The 23,990-nt window shown below is 45.1% G+C and carries 28 protein-coding genes and 2 pseudogenes; 28 read left to right on the top strand and 2 right to left on the bottom strand.

The genetic code is table 11. The features are described from left to right. Positions 1 to 5: 5 nt before the first annotated feature. Both RS881_RS46710 and RS881_RS46705 read left to right on the top strand, forming a co-directional pair. Positions 6 to 719, top strand: a complete 714-nt coding sequence (locus RS881_RS46710) for a FecR family protein (RefSeq protein ID WP_315817077.1) — start codon at positions 6 to 8, stop codon at positions 717 to 719. Then, complete coding sequence (locus RS881_RS46705; protein ID WP_315817076.1) at positions 716 to 1,243, top strand: hypothetical protein; 528 nt, start codon at positions 716 to 718, stop codon at positions 1,241 to 1,243. Before RS881_RS46710 ends, RS881_RS46705 begins: the two co-directional genes overlap by 4 nt. A 308-nt stretch (positions 1,244 to 1,551) precedes the next feature. Here the strand turns inward: RS881_RS46705 and RS881_RS46700 are convergent, their stop codons facing one another. Then, positions 1,552 to 2,529, bottom strand: coding sequence for a GlxA family transcriptional regulator (locus RS881_RS46700; RefSeq protein ID WP_315817075.1), 978 nt, complete (start codon positions 2,527 to 2,529; stop codon positions 1,552 to 1,554). Between the two features lie 127 nt (positions 2,530 to 2,656). Between RS881_RS46700 and RS881_RS46695 the strand changes: the two genes are divergently transcribed. The 18 genes and pseudogenes from RS881_RS46695 (at position 2,657) to RS881_RS46620 (ending at position 17,156) form a co-directional block, all read left to right on the top strand. Beyond that, positions 2,657 to 4,204, top strand: a complete 1,548-nt coding sequence (locus tag RS881_RS46695) for an MFS transporter (protein ID WP_315817074.1) — start codon at positions 2,657 to 2,659, stop codon at positions 4,202 to 4,204. Positions 4,205 to 4,887: 683 nt separating this feature from the next. Further along, positions 4,888 to 5,547: a hypothetical protein gene (locus RS881_RS46690; protein ID WP_315817073.1), complete on the top strand. Its 660-nt coding sequence runs from the start codon at positions 4,888 to 4,890 to the stop codon at positions 5,545 to 5,547. Between the two features lie 1,244 nt (positions 5,548 to 6,791). Beyond that, the gene (locus RS881_RS46685) at positions 6,792 to 7,133 is read left to right on the top strand and encodes a hypothetical protein (RefSeq protein WP_315817072.1); all 342 of its coding nucleotides are present in this window, start codon (positions 6,792 to 6,794) and stop codon (positions 7,131 to 7,133) included. After that, positions 7,112 to 7,810 (top strand): RHS repeat domain-containing protein, encoded by a 699-nt coding sequence (locus tag RS881_RS46680; protein ID WP_315817071.1) that lies wholly within the window; start codon positions 7,112 to 7,114, stop codon positions 7,808 to 7,810. Before RS881_RS46685 ends, RS881_RS46680 begins: the two co-directional genes overlap by 22 nt. A 20-nt stretch (positions 7,811 to 7,830) precedes the next feature. Further along, positions 7,831 to 8,142 carry a hypothetical protein gene (locus RS881_RS46675; RefSeq protein ID WP_315817070.1) on the top strand — a complete coding sequence of 104 codons (312 nt, stop codon included), beginning with the start codon at positions 7,831 to 7,833 and terminating at the stop codon, positions 8,140 to 8,142. Next, positions 8,091 to 8,498 (top strand): DUF6443 domain-containing protein, encoded by a 408-nt coding sequence (locus RS881_RS46670; protein ID WP_315817069.1) that lies wholly within the window; start codon positions 8,091 to 8,093, stop codon positions 8,496 to 8,498. Before RS881_RS46675 ends, RS881_RS46670 begins: the two co-directional genes overlap by 52 nt. Before the next feature lie 89 nt (positions 8,499 to 8,587). Continuing rightward, complete coding sequence (locus RS881_RS46665) at positions 8,588 to 8,773, top strand: hypothetical protein (RefSeq protein WP_315817068.1); 186 nt, start codon at positions 8,588 to 8,590, stop codon at positions 8,771 to 8,773. 109 nt (positions 8,774 to 8,882) lie between these two features. Further along, entirely contained in the window at positions 8,883 to 9,548 is a 666-nt protein-coding gene (locus tag RS881_RS46660) for a hypothetical protein (protein ID WP_315817067.1), read from the top strand. A gap of 330 nt (positions 9,549 to 9,878) precedes the next feature. Then, entirely contained in the window at positions 9,879 to 10,088 is a 210-nt protein-coding gene (locus tag RS881_RS46655) for a hypothetical protein (protein ID WP_315817066.1), read from the top strand. Then, the gene (locus tag RS881_RS46650; protein WP_315817065.1) at positions 10,085 to 11,260 is read left to right on the top strand and encodes an RHS repeat domain-containing protein; all 1,176 of its coding nucleotides are present in this window, start codon (positions 10,085 to 10,087) and stop codon (positions 11,258 to 11,260) included. Before RS881_RS46655 ends, RS881_RS46650 begins: the two co-directional genes overlap by 4 nt. Next, on the top strand, positions 11,253 to 12,251 hold the full coding sequence (locus RS881_RS46645) for an RHS repeat domain-containing protein (RefSeq protein ID WP_315817064.1): 999 nt from the start codon (positions 11,253 to 11,255) through the stop codon (positions 12,249 to 12,251). Before RS881_RS46650 ends, RS881_RS46645 begins: the two co-directional genes overlap by 8 nt. A 5-nt stretch (positions 12,252 to 12,256) precedes the next feature. Further along, positions 12,257 to 12,718, top strand: a complete 462-nt coding sequence (locus RS881_RS46640; protein ID WP_315817063.1) for a hypothetical protein — start codon at positions 12,257 to 12,259, stop codon at positions 12,716 to 12,718. Between the two features lie 17 nt (positions 12,719 to 12,735). Beyond that, positions 12,736 to 12,942 (top strand): hypothetical protein, encoded by a 207-nt coding sequence (locus RS881_RS46635; RefSeq protein ID WP_315817062.1) that lies wholly within the window; start codon positions 12,736 to 12,738, stop codon positions 12,940 to 12,942. A gap of 107 nt (positions 12,943 to 13,049) precedes the next feature. Next, positions 13,050 to 13,466 (top strand): hypothetical protein, encoded by a 417-nt coding sequence (locus RS881_RS46630; protein WP_315817061.1) that lies wholly within the window; start codon positions 13,050 to 13,052, stop codon positions 13,464 to 13,466. Positions 13,467 to 13,593: 127 nt separating this feature from the next. Next, complete coding sequence (locus RS881_RS46625) at positions 13,594 to 14,142, top strand: RHS repeat domain-containing protein (RefSeq protein WP_315817060.1); 549 nt, start codon at positions 13,594 to 13,596, stop codon at positions 14,140 to 14,142. A gap of 82 nt (positions 14,143 to 14,224) precedes the next feature. Beyond that, positions 14,225 to 14,509: a colicin E3/pyocin S6 family cytotoxin gene (locus tag RS881_RS60900; RefSeq protein WP_350340024.1), complete on the top strand. Its 285-nt coding sequence runs from the start codon at positions 14,225 to 14,227 to the stop codon at positions 14,507 to 14,509. A gap of 76 nt (positions 14,510 to 14,585) precedes the next feature. After that, a complete protein-coding gene (locus tag RS881_RS62035; RefSeq protein ID WP_425476324.1) occupies positions 14,586 to 14,843 on the top strand; it encodes a DUF7683 domain-containing protein in 258 nt (85 codons plus the stop codon). Positions 14,844 to 15,579: 736 nt separating this feature from the next. Further along, positions 15,580 to 17,156, top strand: a pseudogene (locus RS881_RS46620) (IS1182 family transposase). A 53-nt stretch (positions 17,157 to 17,209) separates the two neighbouring features. On the opposite strand, the gene RS881_RS46615 reads toward RS881_RS46620, so the two are convergent. Beyond that, positions 17,210 to 17,704, bottom strand: a complete 495-nt coding sequence (locus tag RS881_RS46615; RefSeq protein WP_315817058.1) for a hypothetical protein — start codon at positions 17,702 to 17,704, stop codon at positions 17,210 to 17,212. Positions 17,705 to 18,007: 303 nt separating this feature from the next. On the opposite strand from RS881_RS46615, the gene RS881_RS46610 reads away from it, so the two are divergent. The 8 genes and pseudogenes from RS881_RS46610 to RS881_RS46570 all read left to right on the top strand — a co-directional run bounded on the left by RS881_RS46610 (position 18,008) and on the right by RS881_RS46570 (position 23,945). Continuing rightward, positions 18,008 to 19,246 carry a hypothetical protein gene (locus RS881_RS46610; RefSeq protein WP_315817057.1) on the top strand — a complete coding sequence of 413 codons (1,239 nt, stop codon included), beginning with the start codon at positions 18,008 to 18,010 and terminating at the stop codon, positions 19,244 to 19,246. Positions 19,247 to 19,781: 535 nt separating this feature from the next. After that, positions 19,782 to 20,129, top strand: a complete 348-nt coding sequence (gene nusG, locus RS881_RS46605) for a transcription termination/antitermination protein NusG (RefSeq protein WP_315817056.1) — start codon at positions 19,782 to 19,784, stop codon at positions 20,127 to 20,129. Between the two features lie 72 nt (positions 20,130 to 20,201). After that, the gene (locus tag RS881_RS46600; protein ID WP_315817055.1) at positions 20,202 to 20,564 is read left to right on the top strand and encodes a nucleotide sugar dehydrogenase; all 363 of its coding nucleotides are present in this window, start codon (positions 20,202 to 20,204) and stop codon (positions 20,562 to 20,564) included. Between the two features lie 40 nt (positions 20,565 to 20,604). Next, the gene (locus RS881_RS46595; protein WP_315817054.1) at positions 20,605 to 21,486 is read left to right on the top strand and encodes a nucleotide sugar dehydrogenase; all 882 of its coding nucleotides are present in this window, start codon (positions 20,605 to 20,607) and stop codon (positions 21,484 to 21,486) included. Between the two features lie 81 nt (positions 21,487 to 21,567). After that, positions 21,568 to 22,496, top strand: a pseudogene (locus RS881_RS60895) (SDR family oxidoreductase). Positions 22,497 to 22,537: 41 nt separating this feature from the next. Beyond that, complete coding sequence (locus RS881_RS46580; RefSeq protein WP_315817052.1) at positions 22,538 to 23,164, top strand: polysaccharide biosynthesis/export family protein; 627 nt, start codon at positions 22,538 to 22,540, stop codon at positions 23,162 to 23,164. Beyond that, on the top strand, positions 23,125 to 23,349 hold the full coding sequence (locus tag RS881_RS46575; protein ID WP_315817051.1) for a hypothetical protein: 225 nt from the start codon (positions 23,125 to 23,127) through the stop codon (positions 23,347 to 23,349). The genes RS881_RS46580 and RS881_RS46575 overlap by 40 nt, the downstream gene beginning before the upstream one ends. A gap of 14 nt (positions 23,350 to 23,363) precedes the next feature. Next, complete coding sequence (locus tag RS881_RS46570; RefSeq protein ID WP_315817050.1) at positions 23,364 to 23,945, top strand: Wzz/FepE/Etk N-terminal domain-containing protein; 582 nt, start codon at positions 23,364 to 23,366, stop codon at positions 23,943 to 23,945. Positions 23,946 to 23,990 lie beyond the last annotated feature (45 nt).

The raw sequence follows: 23,990 nt of genomic DNA, 5'->3' as shown, positions 1-23,990 counted from the left end.
CAGGTATGCTTGATAAAGAACTTTTGAGAAAATACCTCGATGGCCAATGTACCGATGAGGAAAAATTACACGTCAACAAGTACCTGGCCAGCCACCAGGAAGAGATACCTGCACTGGAAGCACTGTTGAATAGCGCATGGGATAAAAGTCGTCACAATGCGGTGTCTGAAGAAGAAACCATAAAACATCTCCATCGACTCAGGAGCCGCTTGTATCCCCAAGCGGGTAGGGTAGTGCCTATGCAGCAAGGCAAACGTCGTTACCTGAGGTATGCTGCAGCCGTTGCAGTCCTGGCCATCCTGGTGCCTGTATTGTTTTGGCAAAAACCATCAACGCGGCAGGTAGCGGCCAACCTGACCTGGGATTCAATAATCAACAAAAGCACCAGTTCCCTGCACATTGTTTTGCCCGATAACTCTACTGCCTGGGTTAGCCCCAATAGCACCTTGCATTGGAATATGCAGGCCGTCAACCAGCGATTGGTGCGACTGCAGGGAGAGGCTTTCTTTGATGTTACCCACCACCCTGATCAACCTTTTATTGTACAAACCGGTCCCATTATTACCCGCGTACTGGGTACCGCCTTTAATATTGAAGCCTATGAAAAAGAGGCCTCCCTGCGCATCTCACTGGTAAGAGGAAAAGTAGCGGTAGAAAAACAATTACCCGGCCCCCTGGATCCTGTGGCTAAAAAATGGGGCAATGCATTTGCTGATTGAAAGCCGGTTGGCTGAATGAAGTGACTTTCAAAAATTTCAGGGTAAGCTTATTGGTAGATGGACAAAAAGGCGGCAATATGTTTTCCCAAACCAATCACAAGAACAATGAATTTGGCAATACAAAAATTACACTGCCTGGTCGCGATGGTGGTATTGTTGGCGATGGGGTAGTATTGGGTGCTGATAATAAGTATACCCCCAATACCGTGAAGGTAAATGCCAGGGCTTACTATGAAAATGTATATGCCCGGAGCAATCCCGAGATGAATATATTCGATGCTTCCTTTCTCAAGATAAGGGAAGTGCGGATTGAATACAACCTGCCACAAAAATTATTGAGTAAGGTAAGGTTTAAGCAAACCTCCATTGCCTTGTATGGAAGAGAGCTGTTCAATTTCACCAAATTCCCAGGCTTCGATCCGGAAGGAGGCAACCTCAACAGCGGCACCCTTACGCCTGGTGTGGAACTGGCCCAGTTCCCCTCTACCCGGAATATGGGTATCAACCTTACCTTCAAATTTTAAGATAAGTTGTTGAAGGGTGGGTCTCAAAGGGCGGCTCACCCTGATCTAAAGGTGCCTTACATTTAGAACTCTTTTAAAAGATATGATCATGCGTAGCAATAATATATACTTTATCATATTGGTAGCCTGCCTGTCATGCATGGGTTGCACCAAAAAGTTTGAATCCATCAATACCGATCCCATACGCCCGGCATTGCGATAGACCATTCCGTAAAAGGGAATTCCACGTTTTATGGACTTAGCAGGGGCGATAACACCATCATTAAATTTGAATTGCAATGAGGGGCAGTCCCCATTGCATAACCATACTATGCCATTACCGGCCGGTTGTATTTATTGCGGTATTGCACCGGCGATAGACCCGTCAGCTTCTTAAAAGTGGTGCGGAAGGCCTTCGTATCCGAATACCCTACTTTATACATCACCTCATTCACGTTTTCACGGGAGGACTCCAGGCTCATTTTGGCCGCTTCTATCTTTACCCGCTGTATGTATTCTACCACCGTATTGGAGGTGGCCTTCTTGAACCGGCGTTCCAGGTTCCGGCGGCCCATCGAAAACATGCCCGCCAATTGCTCTACCGTGATCCTTTCCTGGAAATTCTGCTCAATGAATAATTGAGCCTGCTTGATCGGCTCATCCTCATGCCCTTTCTGACCATTGAACATAATGAAAGGCGATTGACTGCCCCGGTCGATTTCTATCTCAAATACTTTGGAACATAGAATGGCTATATCACGCCCCGCATATTTTTCAATAATGTATAAGATCAGGTTGAGATAACTATAGGCCCCGCCGCTCGAATAAATACCTTGCTCATCCGTAATGATCTTTTCCGGTACCAGCGTTACATCCGGAAACATCCGCCTGAACTCATTGGCGCCCAGCCAGTGCGTGGCGCATTTTTTGCCCTTTAATAAACCCGTTGAAGCCAATAAAAAGGCTCCCAGGCAAAGGCTGGCAATCTCGGCGCCACCTTTGTATTGCTGCACGATCCAGGGAAGAAAATCCTTATTGATCTCCAACGCCTTCTGTAGGTCGCCATGTACAGCGGGTATCACCACCAGGTCCGTTTTAACAACATCCTTCACCGTCAGTTCAGGATGAACAGTAAACAGGCCGTCATTCAATTTCGTTTCTTTTGTAAGCCCTACCAGCTGTACTTTGAACAGGGGATCCCGGCCCATGCTGGTCACCAGGCCATTTACTTCCGTAAACAATTTCAAAGGCCCCTCAATAGCGCCGAGAATGGCCCCTTCTGGTACGAGGATGGTTAAATGTTTCATTCTCCAAATGTAAGCAGAATGACTGTCGCGATCAACCCCTTATATTGCCGTATTTGCACCCCTTTCCCATGCACGATTATCAATAGGTTTGCCCTTTCACAGTAGCAAACCCGCCTAAAAGTATAGCATGACCAACCTTACCGAAAATAGTACAACACAAACGGCTCCACCCAAGGCGGCACGTAAAACGTGGTTTGGACTGGCCATCATAGCCCTGCCTTGCATCTTGTATTCCATGGACTTAACGGTCCTAAACCTGGCAGTGCCCCAATTGAGCGCCAGCCTGCAACCTACCAGCACCCAGCTCTTGTGGATCATGGATATCTATGGTTTCCTCGTAGCTGGTTTCCTCATCACCATGGGTACCCTGGGCGATCGGATCGGGCGGCGTAAATTGCTCATGATTGGCGCCGTAGCTTTTGGGGCCGCTTCCGTATTGGCGGCTTATGCCAATACCGCCGGCCAGTTGATTGCCGCCCGGGCAGTTTTGGGTATAGCAGGCGCCACCCTGGCCCCTTCTACATTATCACTCATCCGCAATATGTTTCTCCATCCCACACAGCGCACCCTGGCCATTGGCGTGTGGGCAGCCAGCTATTCTGCCGGCGGTGCCATCGGTCCCTTGATAGGTGGTTTTATGTTGGAACATTACTGGTGGGGATCAGTATTCCTGCTGGCCGTACCCGTTATGGTCTTGCTGTTGACCCTGGCTCCCTTGTTATTGCCCGAATTCAAAGATCCCAGGGCGGGCCGGCTGGATATCTTCAGCGCCTTCCTGTCCCTATTGGCAGTATTGAGCATCATCTATGGCCTTAAGCAAATAGCCGTGGAAGGATTTACCTGGCTCTCCCTGCTATTCATTGCCATTGGTATTGGTATGGGCTTTGCATTCCTGCGCCGCCAGGCCACCCTGGCCGACCCGCTCATTGATATCCGCCTATTTAAAATACCTGCTTTCAGCGCCTCCTTATTCATTTATGGTATGGGCTGCTTTGTCATGTTTGGTTCTTTCTTCTTTACCTTCCAGTACCTCCAATTGGTGCTGGGCCTTACCCCCTTCCAGGCAGGCTTATGGTCACTTCCCTCCTTTACTGGTTTCATTGTGGGCTCCATGTTAGGTCCTTTCTTCCTGAAGTATATATCTCCTGGCAAGTTCATGACTGGCGCACTACTCCTGGCGGCGGTGGGTTTTATCCTACTTACCCAGGTAACGGCTGCTACAGGTATTGGCCTGCTGGTGGTAGCGCTGATTTGCACCGCATTGGGTTTTGCTCCCGTAGTAACAATGGCTACCGACCTCATCATTGGTTCCGCACCACCCGAACGGGCAGGTGCGGCCGGGGCCTGCTCCGAAACAAGTGCTGAATTTGGCGGCGCCCTGGGTATGGCCATCCTGGGTAGCGTAGGTACTGCCGTTTATCGCAGTCACATGAATGCCAACCTTCCTGCAACTGTACCCAAAGCTGCCGCAATCGCAGCCAAACAAACCCTCGGCAGTGCTGTAACCGAAGCAACCCAATTGACCGGCAACGCCGGTAATGAATTGCTGCTTGCCGCAAAGAACGCTTTTGTATCAGGATTGCAAATTACTGCCGGTGCCAGTGTACTCATTATCGCTGTACTTGCCGTCCTGGCCATTACCCGCCTGGGGAAAGTACAGCCTGCACAACATTAACTTAACAGACAACTCTATTGAATGCCCGGTAGCCTTGCTACCGGGCATTTGCACAGTTATCCGTCAAAACTACACGGAAATAACCCCAAACTGCACAGTTAAGGATTTGTACTTGGTTAGTTGGGCCATGACCATTTACTTCGCATAAACTCAATCCCTAAACCAACCCTGATGATCTGTATGAGAAATATAATGGAACTACAACCTGTTAAAATCCTCCCTAACCATTCGTTCACTCCTATTACCAGGGAAAGCCCATTCTTCATTGATAAGTTGATTCATTTGAGGTTTTTATCAATCCTTATACATAGGACACCAGGCTCCATTGCTCCAACGGAAATTTTTTTAACACAACAGACCGGATATATAATTAAATTATCAAAACATGAGGCGAGCGTTAACCAGCATTGTACTGTTATTATTAGTATTGAAATGCAATAATCTTTTTCCCAACAAAAATTGCCCGATATCGTTCCTCCTTCCCCAGCAGCCCAGCAGTTTCATAAGTATGGGGATTATCCGGTATCTATGTACACCGGTATACCTCAAATCTCAATTCCTGTGTATGAGATCAAATCAGGTAGCCTTTTTTACCAATCACCATAAATTATCATGCGTCCGGGTTTAAACCACAGGAAAGAGATGGTATCCTGGGCCTTAAATGGACCCTTAATGCAGGCGGCATGATCTCCCGCCAGATCAGGGGAACACCTGATGATCTTTCACCCAATGGATACCTGGTAGCGAATACAAAGCATACCCAAAATACGCTTCCCTCGCTTAGTAATTTGGCTGCCTATGACTACCTCAGTGAGGTAGATAAAAAAATGAGGGATTCCGAATTTGATATTTTCTTTTATTCGGCGGGTGCCAATACCGGTAGCTTTGCTTTAAAGGGAAGCAATGTTGGAGGCGAATACAAGGCGACAACTGTTTTTGCCGGCAATAAAAAAACGGAGAAACTTACGGCCAATATCAATCAGACCAATAAACGGATTGAATCTTTTGATTTTGTCAATGAAAATGGAGTGATATACCGTTTTGGGAGATCCTTCACCACGGGGGCACTGGCCGATGAAAGAACCGGTAACTATGAAGCTGCCTATGCCAGCCAGGCCATTACCAGCTGGTTGCTGACCGAAATGATCTCTCCTGACTTTGTTGATACCATTAGGTTTATTTATAATGATATCTCACATAGCACCTTTGTTGCTCCCAACTATGTTACAACCCTTACTTCAGAACGGGAAGGTGGAAACTGTTATGGAGGATATGTGGCTCCCCGCCCACCTCAAATACCAGTTATGCGGGAATTTATAATTACTACCAAACAAGATCATTGAAAGAGATCAGGTTTAGAAATGGCAAGATTAACTTTAACTATACCACTGGTAACATACTGTTGACTTCTATCGATGTACTCAATAATGGCAACAAGAATATCAAATCACTTGATTTTGTTACCTCCCCTATAATTCTGCCACGAATTACAATAATTCACATGTTAAACTAGACCGTATCAATATCAATAGTGGAGAAGTGTACCAATTCAATTATAACGATAACCCGCTGAATGGCGGGGAATTAAGGGAAGATTGGTGGGGTTTTATAATGGAGGCGCTTATCCGAGTTGCATGATACCCTCATTTTTATATAAAAACAGCCACATCGTGGGGATAACCTTAGCAGAGAAGCTACGGAGGACATGAAAAACCTGATGTTGAATAAGATCACTTACCCAACAGGTGGTAACACCACTTTTGAGTATGAAATAAATCAATATCGCTCTCATACAGGAGTCATTAAAAATGCCGGTGGACTAAGGATTTATCGTATCATAAGCGACAATGGGTATGGAAATATAATCACAAAAAAGTATAAGTATGGAGTAAATGAAGATGGGGCCGGTGTCATTATTCACGAGCCCATTATTCAGAATATGATTAGTCATAGATATAGAATGTACTGGGGTCAGCATCTCCGCAGGGATGCCCAATAAATGATCCTGATGTTTTCCAATACCAGGATTGGTCATATGCTTTGGCAACGACCTGGGCGAATTATGCATCGTCTCTTACCAATTATAGTGCGTCTGTTTATTACAAGGAGGTTACTGAGTATCAGGAGAACATAACTGAACCTGCTAAGCCGGCAGGAAAAACGGTGTATAAATACAATCATCCGGCAGGTTCTATTGCTTCTTTTAATGTTGCAGGGAACGACTATTATCAAACTACTTTTAGCTATTATGCCCTTCCTAAGATACCCGAGTTCGAATTTGATATCCTGCCAGCTGATCGGTTTGGGCAATTGGAAGAAAAATATATTTATAAAAGAGAGGGTACTAACTATGGACTGATCCAGTCTGAAATTAATACCTACACTATTCAACAAGGGGAGGACTTATCAAGTTTGCAGGTTTACCGGTATGCCTCCTATAGCCGCGATCCGCTAATAACGGCTGATTTTGAAAGGTTGTTTATAGAAAATCCGGCCGGGCATATCGGATTCACACTTCCATATAACTTTCAGCCCTTTCAATCCCCTCCCCCTGATTTATTATACGTATACTATCCGGTCGGGAACTTTGTTGTTGAATACACAAACCATTACGCAGTATTCAGGTGCCGATGCCATGGTTACTACAACGAATTACCATTATATAAACAATAGCCTCCCTTTTGCCGTTGAATCCCTCGCTAGTGATGGCAAGACAAGGCGAACTGAATATACTCGTGTACAGGATCTTACCGGCATTACCTTACCAACTGCATTTAGGGAAGCTGTTGATACCATGCTCCGCAGGAATATGGTAGCACCTGTCATAGAAGAAAAAAGCATCGTATTGGATTTTACTCAGGAAAATAGAATACAGGCTTCCCTTAAGAAAACTACTGCTTACCAGGTGTGGGGGCCTGCAAAAAAATAATACGCCCTGGAGCCATTCAATATTATAATCTTGATGTTCCCGCAGGAAGCATTGTTTTTTTGGCCTACGATAACCAGGGTAATATCATTGAATTGTCAAAAGAAAATGATGCACCAAATGCCCATGTCTGGGATTATAATAATGAATATCCCATTGCACAGGTCACCGGCAGTACGGTCAATAAAATAGCTTATACCTCCTTTGAGGCCGATGGCTGGGGAGGCTGGGAAGTAAATCCCGGTTCCATCATTGATGCCACTAAAGGCTTCAATGGCACTAAATCATTTTCAGGAGCCATACGGAAAACTGTACCATCAGGCAATTATACTGTTACACTATGGGCCAATACCGGAGGTTTCGCAACAGTCAATGGCCAGTCAGGAACACCGGGAGTTACAAGGGGTATATGGCAATTATTTACCTGGAATTTAACCAATGTGTCTTTTGTAGAGGTCGCCTCTGCCAATATGGATGAGGTCAGATTATTTCCCCAGGGAGCATTGATGACCACCTATACCTATGAGCCTCTGGTAGGCATGACGAGCCAATGCGATGCCAATAATCGCATTACTTATTACGAATACGATGCCTTCGGCCGCCTTAAGACCATCCGCGATGAGAATAAAAATGTGCTCAAAACCATCGACTACCAGTACCAGAAAAACCAAAACCAATAACCCACCTTATCCCTGCAATCATGAATCAGCATACCACTAACCGTCAATATGAGTTGGGCCCCTGCCTGCTACTGGTTTTCCTGGTCCTGCAAACCCTGGTCCAGGCACAAACCCCTGTTCCATTAAAAGACCCCTATAGCAGCAATACCAAAGTCAACTTCATCCGCACCTGGGATGCCAAAGCGCCGGAGCAAAACCCGGCTACCCTCATCACCCGGCCTCTGCGCGATGTACAACAAACCACCGCTTATTTTGATGGCCTCGGGCGCCCCTGCAAACCGTGGTCAAACAAGGTTCCCTCACCACCGGCAGCAGCCCGGTGGATATGGTGAACGCCGTAGTCTATGATGAATTTGGCCGTGAACAATACAAGTACCTGCCTTTCAGCGCCAACAATGCAGGCAGCAATCCTTCTGTCAACGATGGCCTCTTTAAAGCCAATCCCTTTCAACAGCAGGCACAGTTTTACAATAACCAGCTCACAGGACAGCCTGGCGAGACCAGCGTGGGGTCCAACAGCCTCAACTGGGCTTATGGTCAGACCATCTTTGAAGCCTCTCCCTTAACCGCGTACAGGAAAGCTTTGCACCAGGCGCCAATTGGGTGGGTACTAATGCACAGGTCAATGAAGCCAACCGTCGCTCTACTAAAATCAAGCATTATTTCAATACTGCCACCGATGACGTGAAGATCTGGTCCATTACCGATGTGGCCAATGGATGGGGACCTATGCCGTAACCGGCGTGTATCCGCCAGTGAACTCTATAAAACATCACGGTGGATGAACAAGGCAAACAGGTCATTGAGTTCAAAGACAATCAAGGCCAGGTCATCCTCAAAAAATACAATTCTCCGCCACCGCCGATAATGGCAGCGGAAGCAATTATGATGGCTGGCTTTGCACCTACTATGTATATGATGATTTCAACAATCTCCGGATTGTTGTCCAACCCAGGGGTGTAGAATTACTGATCCAGAATAGCTGGAACACCACCTGGAACAACAGCGTCATCCTCAAAGAACAGTCCTTCCGTTATGAATACGATGCCCGCCGCCGCATGACAATGAAAAAGTGCCCGGCGCAGGGGAGGTATGGATGGTCTATGATAAATGGGATCGGCTCGTGCTCACACAAGATGCCAATCAACGGCCAAACCAAAAGTGGCTATTTACCAAGTATGACCAACTTAACCGGCCCATCATGACCGGTTTTTATACCAATTCTACTCAAACTTCTTTAACTGCCATGCAGGGTTACCTCAATACCCAAAACCTGGCCCGCTTTGAAACCTATACACCCGGTACGGTAGAACGGTACACTTTTACAAATTCTTTTCCGGTAAATACCCTGGCCAATGTCCTGTCGATGAACTTCTATGATGATTATAGCTGGAGTGGCTGGCATGGACCAGATTGGAACAATAAAGACAATAGCTTCGACAACTATTTACTCACGGCCAGTACCACTCTTTTCCCTTATGCCGAACCGGTTATCCAATCTGTCAATACCAGGGGTCTTGTAACGGGTGTTTGGCAACCCAATTCTGCTCCGGGTTTATTGGTTAGCTATGTATATGATAACAAAGAAAGGGTAATACAAACGAAAAACTTTAATATTACCGAAGGCCGCGATATTACCACTACCCAGTATAGTTTTAGTGGTCAACCCCTGGTCATTGTAAACCACCTGGATAAAAAGGCACCAATCCGCAAACACATACCATCATTACCAAACTGAATTATGATGACCTGGGACGCCTGCTCACTACTACAAAAACTGTCATTAGCAATATTAATGGGCAAGTTCTTAGCAAACCCGAGCAAGTCATTGCAAGCAACGAATATGACCCGCTCGGTCAGTTAAAAACAAAAAATATCACCAGCCGGAGGTCCAGGCGGCGGGCCGCTGGAAACGCTCACCTACGACTACAATATCCGAGGCTGGCTGCTGGGCGCCAACCGTGGTTACCTCCTAAATCAAGGAACTGCCAGTTATACCGATAAATATTTTGGGTTTGAGCTGGGTTACGACAATTGTACCCAGAGTCCCGGCTCCTGTGCCGATGGCGTGTATCAATACAATGGTAATATTTCCACCAGCGTTTGGAAAAGCAAAGGCGACCAGGTACGCCGTAAGTTCAATTTCCAGTACGATGCTGCCAACAGGTTGGGCAAAGCAGGTTTCTACCAGAATTCCACACCCGGCACCGGGGGAACTGGAACTACAGTGAAGCCAATTTCAGTGTCGGTGGTTTTGATGCCGACAATGGGTATATGATGAAGTACGATGCCAATGGCAATATCCTCTCCATGATACAACATGGCATTAAACCGGGCAGTGCTGATTTCTACCTGGATGCCTTACGTTATAAATACAAGGAAAACTACAGCAGCAATCAGCTTGAACAGGTATTGGATGAATGGAATGTTCCCGATACCAAACTGGGCGATTTTCATTATACTGGTACTAAAACCGATTCAACGGTAGATTATACATACGATCCCAATGGCAATCTCGTATCCGATGCTAACAAGAACATCAGTTCCATAACTTATAATCACCTCAATCTGCCACAAATAATGCAAGTTAGTGGTAAAGGAAGTATAGAATATGTGTATGACGCCTTTGGGGGCAAGCTAAAAAAACAGGTAATCGATTTGACCCAATCCCCGGGTAAGGTCACCAATACCTTGTACCTGGGTGGAGCCGTTTTCCAGGACGACACACTCCAACTCATCGGTCATGAAGAAGGGCGCCTGCGTTATGTGAAAAGAAAGTTCGTCAATGGCGATAGCACCTGGAACCTCGTGTACGATTACTTCCTCAAAGACCACCTGGGCAATGTGCGCATGGTACTTACCGAACAAGCCGATACCGCCCAGTACCTGGCTTCCATGGAAACGGCTTACCGTACAAAGGAGGAGCAACTCTTTTCCAATATTGCTCAGACCGCTATTGCCAAAACCAGCGTACCGGGCGGTTATCCAACCAATCCCAATCCCGTTACAAGCCCTAATGATATAGTGGCGGCAGTAAATGCCAGTGGTAATAAAATCGGCCCGGCCATTGTACTGAAGGTCATGAGTGGCGATAAGGTCGATATTGGGGTAAGCTATTTTTACCGCAGTGGCGGCACCTACAACGATGGCGCCAGCATGGTGCCCACCATCCTGTCCTCGTTGGCTGGTGGTATTGTAGGCGCAGCAGGACAGGCCAAGGGCACCCTGGCCCAGCTCAGCGCCAATCCCGGCCCCCTGGCAAGCGCCGTGACCAGTTTCCAGACTGCTCACCAGCCTTCCCAGGCTGGCAACAGCAAACCCAAGGCCTACCTCAACTGGATATTACTTGATGAACAATTAAAATATGTGGCAGCCAGCAGTGGCGCCCTGCCCGTAGGCGGCGCCAATGCCGTGCTCGCCCCTTGCCCAGTCCGCCATCCCCATGACTAAAAATGGATTTCTGTATATTTACGTCAGCAATGAAACCCAGAACTGGGACGTGTTCTTTGATAACCTGAGCGTACAGCATATTACCGGCCCCATCATGGAAGAAACCCACTACTACCCTTTTGGACTTACGATGGCAGGGATAAGCAGTAAGGCATTAAAATCTAACTACACTGAGAATAAGTATAAGTATAATGGGATTGAGCAGAATACAGATTTTGATCTAAGCATGTATGATGCTTTTTACCGGAACCTTGACCCTCAGATTGGAAGATGGTGGCAGGTTGATCCCGAGACAGAAGACATGGAGATGTGGTCGCCGTATGTATCTAACTATAACAATCCGCTTTTATATAGCGATCCCCAAGGCGATTTTCCTATTCTCATACCGATAATCGCTTATGCTATCGCAGTTGGCGAAGCGGCCGCAACTACAGGATTAGTTGTAACCACTACAGTAGTTGCTGCCAATGCAGCCCAAAAACACTACAATGCAAATGCTGGTACCGTCAATGGCTCTTATATTTCTGGTAGCCCTTTAGGTCTTACAACAGGAGAAGCTTATCAAAAGTTGCATGCGCCAGCAGTCCAGAAAGGAAATTCTATAGAAAAGGTTACACTTTACCAGCCCAAGGATGTGGTCGTCGTAAAAGCAAAAGGTACATCTAATCCTACGGTTAAGAAGAGTAAAGAAATAGGGCAGGAAGCTCATAGGCAAATACAGAAAGAAATAAAAGATAAAGATCCAGGGGCGCAAATTGAAAAGAAGATGGAATTGAAGGATGGTACAGTAGTAAGAAAGGATGCAGTAGAATCTGACGGTACGCCAGTGATAATAAAGCCAGATACAAAAACAGGAAGAACCTCAGCACAAAAGCGAGAAAAATTATTACTGAATAATGGTGAAAAACAACCCAAAACAATGTTATACGATCCCAAGAACCCTGCATACCTCCCTCAGTCACCTACATATATCGGACCCAAAAAACAATAATAATTATGAAACTTGCTAAGGCAAAATTGTTAAAAAATTTACGTAATGAACTATTTAAAATGGGGTATGATGAAATAAAGGATTCCATTACTGCTGCGGAGGGGCTCTTTATTAAGAGGCTCCCATCAAATTTCTATCTAAGTTTAGGTTTTACAATTTCAAATTTCTACGATTCACTGTTTACAGCAGATTTCTATTTATCTAAAACTACATTATGGGGTGCAACATGGGGAGATATACCCCGTGAAGCATACAAAAGAGTAGGTGCCTTTTTGACTAAGGAAGAGAGAGCGCTTTACTTAGATACAATATATAATAAAGAGGGCGTCATTGATGCATGGTGGAGCGGGGATAAGGATGAAGATTTTGATAAATTTATTCAGGTTGTAAACATTACAGAAGAGCGATTCTTGAAACAAGATGGTTTGTTTGATAAAGTAGAGAATAGTTCAGAAGTAAAGAGCTAGTTGATTATGTTTCGGCAGTGTTTGACATAATCGACAAAGGCTTAGGTAATATGATTGAATATCAATTTATACCCGATGCCAAAATTGGAGATATTCCTGCTGATTGGTTTAAAGCTGCGGAAATAGCACTGAAAAATAACGACGCAATTCTAAATAAAAATACCGTAAAGAGATTGGCAGCAGATGCCTGGCGACAAAGAAATATTAAATATAGGGGCAAGTAGCGGCGAGTTAGTTAATAAGTAACCACATTTTTGAAGGTGGAAGCCCCTTCACTAACGCAAGTAGAAAATGCTAGCCACGTACGGCAGGGTACTTGAGCTTGAATGGTATGGCGTGGGCAGCAACCAATCCCGTTACAAGCCCTAACGATATAGTGGCGCCAGTAAATGCCAGTGGTAATAAAATCGGCCCGGCCATTGTACTGAAGGTCATGAGTGGCGATAAGGTAGATCTGGGTGTAAGCTATTTTTACCGCAGTGGCGGCACCTACAACGATGGCGCCAGCATGGTGCCCACCATCCTGTCCTCGTTGGCTGGTGGTATTGTAGGCGCAGCAGGACAGGCCAAGGGCACCCTGGCCCAGCTCAGTGCCAATCCCGGCCCCCTGGCAAGCGCCGTGACCAGTTTCCAGACTGCTCACCAGCCTTCCCAGGCTGGCAACAGCAAACCCAAGGCTTACCTCAACTGGATACTGGTTGATGAACAATTAAAATATGTAGCGGCCAGCAGTGGTGCCCTTCCGTAGGCGGCGCCAATGCCGTTCTTCCCCTTGCCCAGTCCGCCATCCCCATGACTAAAAATGGATTTCTGTATATTTACGTCAGCAATGAAACCCAGAACTGGGATAGCTTGTCCCGACAGTAACTGTCGGGATGTTCTTTGATAACCTGAGTGTACAGCATATTACCGGTCCCATCATCGAGGAAACTCACTATTATCCTTTTGGAATGACCATGGCGGCCATCAGTTCCAAAGCCATCGGAATGCTTGATAATAAATTTGAGTACAATGGCAAAGAGAAACAGGAGAAAGAGTTTAGCGATGACAACGGGCTGGATTGGTATGATTATGGTGCCAGAATGTATGATCCGCAAATTGGAAGGTGGCATGTGGTAGATCCTTTGACTGAAAATTATTCTGAATGGACGCCTTATGGATATGTATTAAATAATCCACTCCTTTTTATTGATCCGGATGGCATGCAGGTTGTTGAGTCAAATGATAGGATTGTATACACAGGAGAAGAGGCGAAAGCCATTTTCGAAATCCTCCAATTGAGTTTTAGAATTAGTGATAACGCAAATCCGGATCAGGATAAGAAAAATAAAAAAACGACTGATGAAAAACAGGATAATGGTTTAAATCAAAAGATTCCACGAAGAAGGAGGAGGCAAACAAGCAAGAACAGGCTACCCAGCTAGGACATTATCCTCCTCCAAAAGAACTACCAGGATTTCCTGATGCTCAAAAGCCAAACGTCTAAATCAAAGAGCGAGATGGAAGTTGCCCGATGGGTCGATATTGGAATGGGATACTAAGAAAGGTGAGGTGGAAGTATATGATAAAACCGGTCAGGTTCATAAAGGCGGGTTTGATCCGAAAACCGGGAAACAACGTAGCCCCGCACAACCTAATCGTAGAACTAATAAGATTGAAGGGACCGATAATATCAGTACACCAATTATTATTATTAAAGTATTGGATAGGATAGTAAGCAGGATAATAAGATTACCCCAGCAAATTATTTCAACGCCGGATATGTGGCAGCCTGCTAAGGTAATATTGTAATAGGATCTTGAAAGTTTCTGATTTACTCATCTTTATAAGAAATTCGTAATTCAAAGTTTTTTACAAAATTGCACTCATGTTTAAGGTCGAGAGAAATATAAGCCTATTTAGTATTGATGACGAAAGCCTGGTTGAAGAGATTAATGTCGATATCCTTCCGTTGGAAGCCTTACGTAATATATTTAAACCGAATGCCGATGACCCTCAAATGTACCTTGTCTATGATATCGGTGAGCCTGAAGCTGAACAATTGAACAGGTATTTAAATGTACAGTTCGATTTCACTAAGTATACCTATCATTTATATTGCTATGACGTTTCAACCGACGATTAAGTTAAATAGGTTTGGGATGAGTTTTTCTGAAACTTGTTACTTAATAATTTCTGACCCACATAAACATGTCATGCTAAGTAGTGCATGGCATGTCTGTGTCTGCTTAGGCTCCTTGCAACCGTCAGCTTTCCGTTTCTAAGGAAGATATAAAGCAGATATTAAAAAATTAACGATTAGCAACAAATGAATAGAATCACAACACTATTTTTGCTGTCCTTCTCTTTATTATTGGTGCAATGTAAACCCGTGAATCACCTGGGTAGGCATAACCAGCAATTGCGTTACACTATGCAGATGAAAGCAACCTGCTCACCGCAAATAACGGATGGTCATAAAGTTTTTATTTTACCAGCTATTCCACATCCGAACTATAATCCCCAGCCAATTTGCAGTTATGAAGAGGGTAAGCTTTTTAATGGTTATACCAGTAAATAAAAATTGAATTGCTGGGTGAGCTTCTTTCTTTCGAAAAGGACACCAGTTTATGTGCTAAGCCTGTTTGTAATTATGGGCACACCTCAAAGCAGGCGCCAGCTACCCGGGTGTATACCATACAAATAGATGCTTTATATTTACTGACTACCCTCGTTGCCATGGATTATACACCTTTTTACGCTCCGGGCTGACCCAAAAGGTCAGTTTGTTTAAAGAAGTAAGGGTTGACCCCAAAAGGTCAGCCCTTACTTTTAGAGTAGGGCTGTTTTGTAATTTTAAGTTACCACACTCAAAAATTACAATGGCTAAAATAAAGACTTCCGTAATATTTAAGCAATACAATCAGCAACAATCTTTATTGCTACCCCCTTCTCTGGAAGAATTAATTGGCGAAAAGCACCTTGTCCGGGTAGTCAACGAAGTCGTAGAGTCAATGGATATCAGTGACTTAATTATTCTGTACAAAGGCGGCGGCACCAGTTCCTACCATCCCCGGATGCTGCTGAAAGTGTTATTATATGCCTACAGCGTCAAGATCTACACTGGCCGTAAAATAGCCAAAGCGCTCAGTCAGGATATACATTTTATGTGGCTCAGTGGTATGAGCCGGCCTGACTTCCGGACCATCAATAATTTCCGTAGCAGCAAGGCCAAAGAGGTCATAGAGCAGCTGTTTAAGGAGATGCTTGAGTTCCTGGTAGCGCACCAATACATTAAGCTGGAGAACTACTTCTGCGATGGCACGACCTTACGGGCCGATGCCAATCAACACAAAATGGTATGGAAGAAGAATGCAGAACGCTATGGCGCAAAGAATATAGAAAACTGCCGGTCGTTGTTTAAGCAGATCGATGAGTTGAACAGGCAGGAAGAAACAACTTACGGTACAGCAGACCTGGAAGAGCATGGAAAGGCGTCCTTTATTACACGGGAAGCCATTGCAGAGAAAGTAGCTGAATTGAATGATACGATCCGTACAACTACAGCCAAAAGAAAGCGTCGCAAGGCAATGACACTGAAAAAGAAGCTAAAGGAGGCTGAACATAAAATAGACAAGTACACCAATCAGATCACCAAAGCCGGCAAGCGCAGTGGCTACAACAAAACAGACCCTGATGCCAGCGCCATGATGATGAAAAACAAAGTGGAGGTTCTCCCTGCCTACAATATAATGGCTGGCAGTGAAGAGCAGTTCATTACCGGTATCAGTGTTCACCAGACAACCAATGATGGTGTTTGCTTTGAAGGTCACCTGCAGCAGATAGAGCAACAACAGCCCTGCAAACCGGACAGGATCATCGCTGACAGCATCTTTGGTACAGAACAGAATTACGAATTGTTGCAGAAAAATGAGATAGAGAATTATATGAAGTTCCCACTTTATCATAAGGAACAAACAAAGGGGTACCAGAAAAACCTTTTTCTAAAGGAGAACTTCTCCTATGACCCTGTAACCGACAGTTACGGATGTCCCAATAATGAGCTGCTTGTTTTTAAAGGCAAACATCAGAAGACGCATAAAAGAACCGGTTACAAGTCTGAAGTGAGACTATATGAGTGTAACAATTGTGCTGGCTGTCCCTTATACCAACAATGCTGCAAATCCACCAAAGGGTACAACCGGAAGATAGAGGTGAATGAAAAGCTTGAAGCCTATAAGCAACAGGCCCGGGAGAATCTTCACACAGAACTGGGACAGGCATTAAAAAGCGACGCGGTACAGAGATCGAAAGTTGCTTTGGCGACATTAAGCACAATATGGGCTTCCGTCGCTTCCACCTGCGTGGCCTGCGCAAAGTAAAAACAGAGATTGCGCTGGTAGCCATGGCCCATAACCTTCGAAAGGTATATCTCAATGGTGCCAAAAGGGCTTCCTGACTGCAAAAACAGGCTCTCAAGGGTAGCTTTACTCCCTGATCTTCTACACAAGCTCATAAATACCCGAAAAACTTACTGCCATAAAAATTATATAGCCCGCCAGGGCGGGCCATATAATTTTCTTCTTTTGGGGGTATCGACCTTTTGGTCAGCCCCAAATAAACGATGATCCGGAGAAAATGACAGAGGTCTACAAGATTTATAAAAACTGGTTTATCAGAAATATGAAAAAAGAATTCCTGAATTACGATCTGCCTTTGAAAGGAAGCCATTATGAATGGTACGGAGCTGACAAAAAACGGCAATTTATTTTCAGTGATACTTTTCATATCCAGGCTTTGAATCAGCCGGCCAGCGTCATCGGAGTCTGCAGGTTTTAAAATTCCACATTGAAACCAATTATTTCCAGGGTTCCAGACCCTACCGTATTTCCTGCTTGCTGAATCGAAAGGTCCGAAAACCTTCTGGTACAGTTTATCGGCCTCCAATCGCTTGTTTCTCAACCTATCCCCAAATGCTAACAACCTTTCATGATTCTTATCACTCATATTCGCACAGTTGTTGCTAATACTGCAATCAGCGCTCAATCACTACAATCCCTCCCAACTTGCGTAATCAGCGATTAAGTCAGCGATATACCCCTATACGTCAAAAAAAAATGAATGGCTAAGAGTAATCCATTATAAGAATATTTCATTTAATCGGGGAATTGTGTTACTTTTCATATAGCGACAGACAGCTAAATTCTTTCCTTTGGATCACCCCTACCATTATTCCTAATACGCCACTATTATTTCAGATTGCTTGAGTTGGTTACCCCTGCTTAGGATACCAGCTTAAAAAGGTATATCATGGCCAGGAAACGAACTGCTGTCAATGAAAATGCATTACCGCTGTTGAAGCGCTTGATAAGGATCAAACTGAACCTTAATTGCACCAGTACTTCCCACATACAACAACTGCAACACGATATCCAACTGGTAACAGACGAATACCTCTCCCCACAAACACTGAATCGTTTTTTTGGGATCATTCAAACCGGCTTCAATCCATCTATACATACCTTAGATACCCTGGCCAGATATGTGGGGTATAAGTCATTCTCCGAATTTGAACTATTGAACACCCAAAAGGATGCCGAGCAGATCAATGCTACTTTTACCTCCCGGTTTATCGTAGCCATATTCTCCCAAATAAACCCCGAAGAGAATATAGAACCGGGGATCCTGCAGGTGATAAAAAATATTGCCTCTTTAATGGCCGACAACCGGCAACTGGCGGCTGAAGTGTATTGCGCCATGGCCCCCAGCGTGTTTGGACGTAAATTCTTCTTCGAGCAATTTGTCAATATAGATGCCCTCAATAGCGTTTATGGCGATGGCTTACAGTATTACCTGTTGAATGCCCATAACAGAGAACAGAAGTTTTTTGCTTACATATTGTATTGTTACCGGTACTTCTTAACCGCACAAGCCGGCTTATTCCAGAAATACTTTAACCTGCTGAATACCTTCCGCCAATCGGAGATCATGACCTTTCACCCCTTACTGATCGACCGTTACTATGCCGTGCTGGTGTTTAACCAGGTAATGGGTAAAAAGGATAGTAGCGCTACTGATAACCTCAAAGGCGATTTGATCGATTTCGATATCTGGTCTTCCCATGCCAAATCATGTTATTGCGCCGGCTACCTGGTAGGTGATGCCCTTTTGCTATCGGGTGAATTTGGCCGGTCTTGGGAAATACTCAACAGCGATGAAATAAAACCTTCTTCCTTGACCGGTTGCTTGCAGGAAGAGTTTATAACCCAGTTGAATATTTTAAAGCTGATGAGCGGTTTCTTTTCCAATCACATCAGTACCAAAAGAGCACTTTCCTTATTCACGGAATTAAATGATAAACCTTTGCCTGTATTGCTGCATGATTACTTAAGCTTTTACATGCTCTTCCTCAAACGAAGTTTATTTCCCAAAGCCGTTGTACGCAAGGAGGTAAATGAACAGATACAATACCTTATTCAAAAAACAGGCTTTGTATATTTCAAAGAGTTCGATCACCAGTTGAATAGATCTGAGTCAATATCATTATGAGCGTTAATTAATGGAGATTAATGGAAGAAAAAGACGAAAAAAACATTGCACCTTTACGCTCACGATTGTCTTTACCCAATTATCCTCTCTAATATCCTCATAGTTTTTCTCTTGTAACGTTCCTTCAAACTGACCGCCATTCCTCATCCTTGTGAATAGCCCCGATTCCGCGTAATGCTATTCTTTGCCGCACATTCTCATTCGATCCTACTGCTTTGCAGGCAGTAATGTACTTTTTTTACCCGCTATTCAGTACAGCTGGCCACTTTGTAGATGCCAGTGGTCGCTGGATTGGTTCACTTCTTTTTTCTTTTATAAACCCCTGCTGTGACAGGGGGAAGCGAAGCTTTTGTCTTTTCAGTTTTGACCCCATAATAATACAACCATTATGAAAACGGGAGTACAATGGTATGCCGTATATACCAAACCCTGCTGGGAAAAAGAAAGTTGCCGGATTGCTTGCCATGAATAGTATAGAACACTATTGTCCTTTGCAAAAATACAAAGACGATGGAGCGACCGGAAAAAGATCATTATGGAACCCTTGTTTAAATCGTATGTATTTGTACGTGTGTTGGACAAAGAACAAACTGCCGTTAAACAGGTGAGCGGCGTACTCAATTTTGTAAGTTACCTGGGCAAGCCTGCCATTATCAGGGATGAAGAAATAGATACCATCAAACTATTCCTGAACGAATACCCCAACATTCGCCTGGAACGCCTGGAGTTCAATGTAAATGACCGCGTACGCATTCTAAGCGGCCCCTTAATGACCATGGAAGGCGATGTTTTGGAAGTGAAACATAAAACAGTTAAAGTATTGCTGCCCTCCCTGGGCTTTACCATGATTGCCGAAGTAGAAAAAAACAACCTGGTTAAATAACCATACGGCCCGCCCATAATGGCAACTGGCCCCTGTCGTCTGCACAGATCGCGTAAATACTTAAAATCAAGTATGAAAGAATACAAAATTGCCATCATTGGCCTTGGCTATGTTGGCTTACCCCTGGCTGTGGAATTTGCCAGGAAATACCCTGTAGTTGGCTTTGATATCAACGGGAAAAGAGTTGCCGACCTGCAGGCAGGTTATGATTGCACCCTCGAAACCAGCAGCGTTGACCTCAATGAGGTATTAAAAGACAACAATGACCCATCACCTGGCTTGTTTGTTACCAACCTGCCCGAAATGTTGTGGAATGTAAATGTGTACATCGTTACCGTACCTACCCCCGTGGATAAGCACAACAGGCCGGACCTCACACCCTTAAAAAATCCAGCGCTACCGTGGGCAGGTTTTTGCGCAAAGGTGATATTGTAATTTATGAATCGACCGTATATCCCGGTGTCACCGAAGAGGAGTGCGTACCCGTATTGGAAAAATATCAGGCCTTACTTTTAATAAGGACTTCTTTGCAGGGTATTCACCCGAACGTATTAACCCCGGCGATAAAGAACATACCGTTACCAAAATAAAAAAGGTAACCTCAGGTTCCACACCCGAAGCGGCCGCTATCATCAACAACCTGTATGCCAGCATCATCACCGCGGGCACCCACCTGGCCCCTTCCATCAAAGTAGCCGAAGCAGCCAAAGTAATTGAGAATGCCCAACGCGATATCAACATCGCTTTCATCAATGAACTGGCCAAGATATTCAATTGCCTCAATATAGATACCGGAGATGTATTGGCAGCCGCCGCTACCAAATGGAATTTCCTGCCCTTTAAACCCGGTCTGGTAGGCGGACATTGCATTGGCGTAGACCCTTACTACCTGGCCCAAAAAGCAGTAGAGGCAGGTTATCACCCCGAGATCATCTTAGCCGGCCGGCGCCTGAATGATGGCATGGGAGCCTATATAGGTAGTGAAGTGATTAAAATGATGGTTAGAAAAGGCATCCAGGTTGCTGGCAGTAAAGCTCTCATCATGGGCATCACCTTTAAAGAGAACTGCCCCGATGTAAGGAATACAAAAGTGATCGACATCATTAAATACCTCAAAGGATACCATATACATGTGGATGTATTCGATCCCTGGGCCGATCCGGGAGAAGTACAACATGAATACTGCATCAGCATCCTGCGGGAGCTACCAGCCGGCAATAATTTTGATGCCGTCATCGTAACCGTGGCCCACCAACAGTTTACCCATGAGATGATTAAAAAAATCTCCAATGGCCGCAGTATTCTTTTCGATGTGAAATCAGTATTGGATAAAGAATTGGTCGACGCACGCTTATAAAATTACCCCTATGAATCATCAGCAATACCATACTTCCAGCCTCAGTAGCTATAGTTTCCTCGTTACAGGGGAGCAGGATTTATCGGCTCCAATATCGTCGATTACCTCGTCCAATACAGGGCCGGCCATATCCGCGTGCTGGATAATTTTTCTACCGGCAGCCTGAATAATATCAAAGCCTATGCAAACCTACCCAACTTCGGGCTGGTGGAAGGCGATATCCGCGATGCCGCTGCCTGCCGCAAAGCCATGGAAGGTATTGATTTTATTACCCACCAGGCTGCGCTGGGTTCAGTACCCCGCTCCATTAATGATCCCATTACTACCAATGAAGTGAATATTGGTGGATTCCTCAACATACTGATTGCCGCCAGGGATGCAGGCGTTAAAAGAATGGTCTATGCGGCCAGTTCCAGCACCTATGGCGATCATCCGGCACTCCCCAAAGTAGAACAGGCCATTGGCAAACCCCTTTCTCCTTATGCTGTAACCAAATACGTGAACGAACTCTATGCCGATGTGTTTGCTGCCTTGTATGCCTTCCCTACCATCGGACTGCGCTACTTTAATGTATTTGGCCCCGGCAAAATCCCGCTGGCCCTTATGCAGCCGTAATACCCTTATTCATGGAGGCCGCATTGAAAAATGAAAGCCCCGCCATCAATGGCGATGGTACCACCAGCCGCGATTTCACCTTTGTTGAAAATGCCGTACAAGCCAATATCAGGGCCTTGTTTGCACAAGGTATTACACAACACGAAGTGATCAATATCGCTGTCGGACAGTCAACCACCCTCAATGAATTATGGGAGCATATTTGTTCCCTATTGGATACAGATATATTGCCCGTTTACCGCAATGAACGAAAAGGCGATGTGAAACATAGCCTGGCCGATATCAGCAAAGCCAGGCAAATGATCGGTTATCAGCCCGCCATCCAAATCCGGCAGGGCTTGCAAATAGCACTGGAATGGTACAAAGCCAATACTTACCAATCCATCCCCTCATGATCTTGTAATTGTTTTCTGATCACTTATAAAATAGCATCCCCATGAAAAAGTATGCTTTCTTGCCCGTAAGATTATCCGCCCTGTTATTGTTGATGCTGGCCATCCAAACACTGTCCTGCACCTCTTCCCGTAAGCTCAATTACTTCAACAACCTGCCCGATTCAACCATCGTGATGTTGCCGCCCGTAGTAGAAGAGGAACGGGTGATCGGTAAGGGCGATGTAATGGATATCTTATTCAATGCCAAAGACCAGGAGGCAGTAAGCCCCTTCAACAAACAAACCAGCACCCTGGCCGTTTCTACTACACCCGGCGCTAAACCAGGCGGCCTGCCACCTGCCCCTGCCCAGAGTTATACAGTAGACCCAACCGGGTATATAGAAATGCCCGTCATCGGTAAACTGGAAGTAGAAGGGATGACCTTGCGTCAACTAAAGACCAGGCTCACTACCCTGGTGAACCCCTATATCAAAGACCCCATTGTGGAAGTGAAATTCACCGCCTTCCCCGTTACCGTATTAGGCGAAGTGAGGGCCCCGGGCACCTTTAACCTGTCGGGCCAAAGAACCACCGTATTTGAAGCCCTCGCAGCAGCAGGAGATCTGCCGAATAGCGCTAAAAATACAACGTGCACCTGTACCGAGATTATGGTAAATACCGCTCTGTAACCAAAATAGACCTTACCAATAAAAGCCTCCTGTACAATCAACAGGTCTTCCAAATGAAACCCAATGATGTATTGTATGTGCAAACCAGGCGTGGCTCCATCTTTAAAGAAGACTTTGGGTTAGTGGCCTCTATCGTAACCCTGGTGGTAAGCATTGTTACATTGGGAATCACTCTTACCAAATAGAAAAACTGATATTCATGGAACAAACATACGTGGAAGCGAATGAAAGCAATACCAGCTTTGATATAAAGCGGTTCTTTTCCAAAATCGTCAAGAACTACCTATGGTTTATCGCAGCCATTATCGTATTTGTAGGCGGTGCTTATGCTTATTTGCGTTTCGCCGTTCCCTTATACCAGGTAGCAGCCTTTATACAGGTACAACCACCCAATGATGCAACCAATATGTTGGGCGGATCGCCATTCGCTTCCCCCGGCGCTGCCAGTGCCAGGAACTACCCCGATATCAATGGCGAAATATTTAAGCTCCAATCGGCTTCACTGATTGGCGAGGTGGTTGATTCCCTGAAGCTCGACATTGAATTGACTACCATGGGCAGGATACAACACAAACCTGTGGCACTCGATCAGTTGCCCTTCGCCATTAGCGTTAAACGAAAAGACAAAAAACAAAAAAGCCCCGCTTATACCCTTAGGCTGAATAACGGCGCTTTTGAATTGCAGAACGAAAAAAAAAAAGATCAAAGGCCAGTTTGGCCACCCATTGATCCTGGAAGGCGATACCTTATTGCTGCAGCAAACTGCTGCAGCCACCGTTAACAAGTACAAAGAATTACAGTTGCGTTTTTAAACCGCCAAAGCGCC

The sequence above is a fragment of the Paraflavitalea speifideaquila genome (assembly GCF_032395985.1).
Taxonomy (GTDB): Bacteria; Bacteroidota; Bacteroidia; order Chitinophagales; family Chitinophagaceae; genus Paraflavitalea; species Paraflavitalea speifideaquila.
This window is presented reverse-complemented; position numbering and strand designations above follow the sequence as displayed.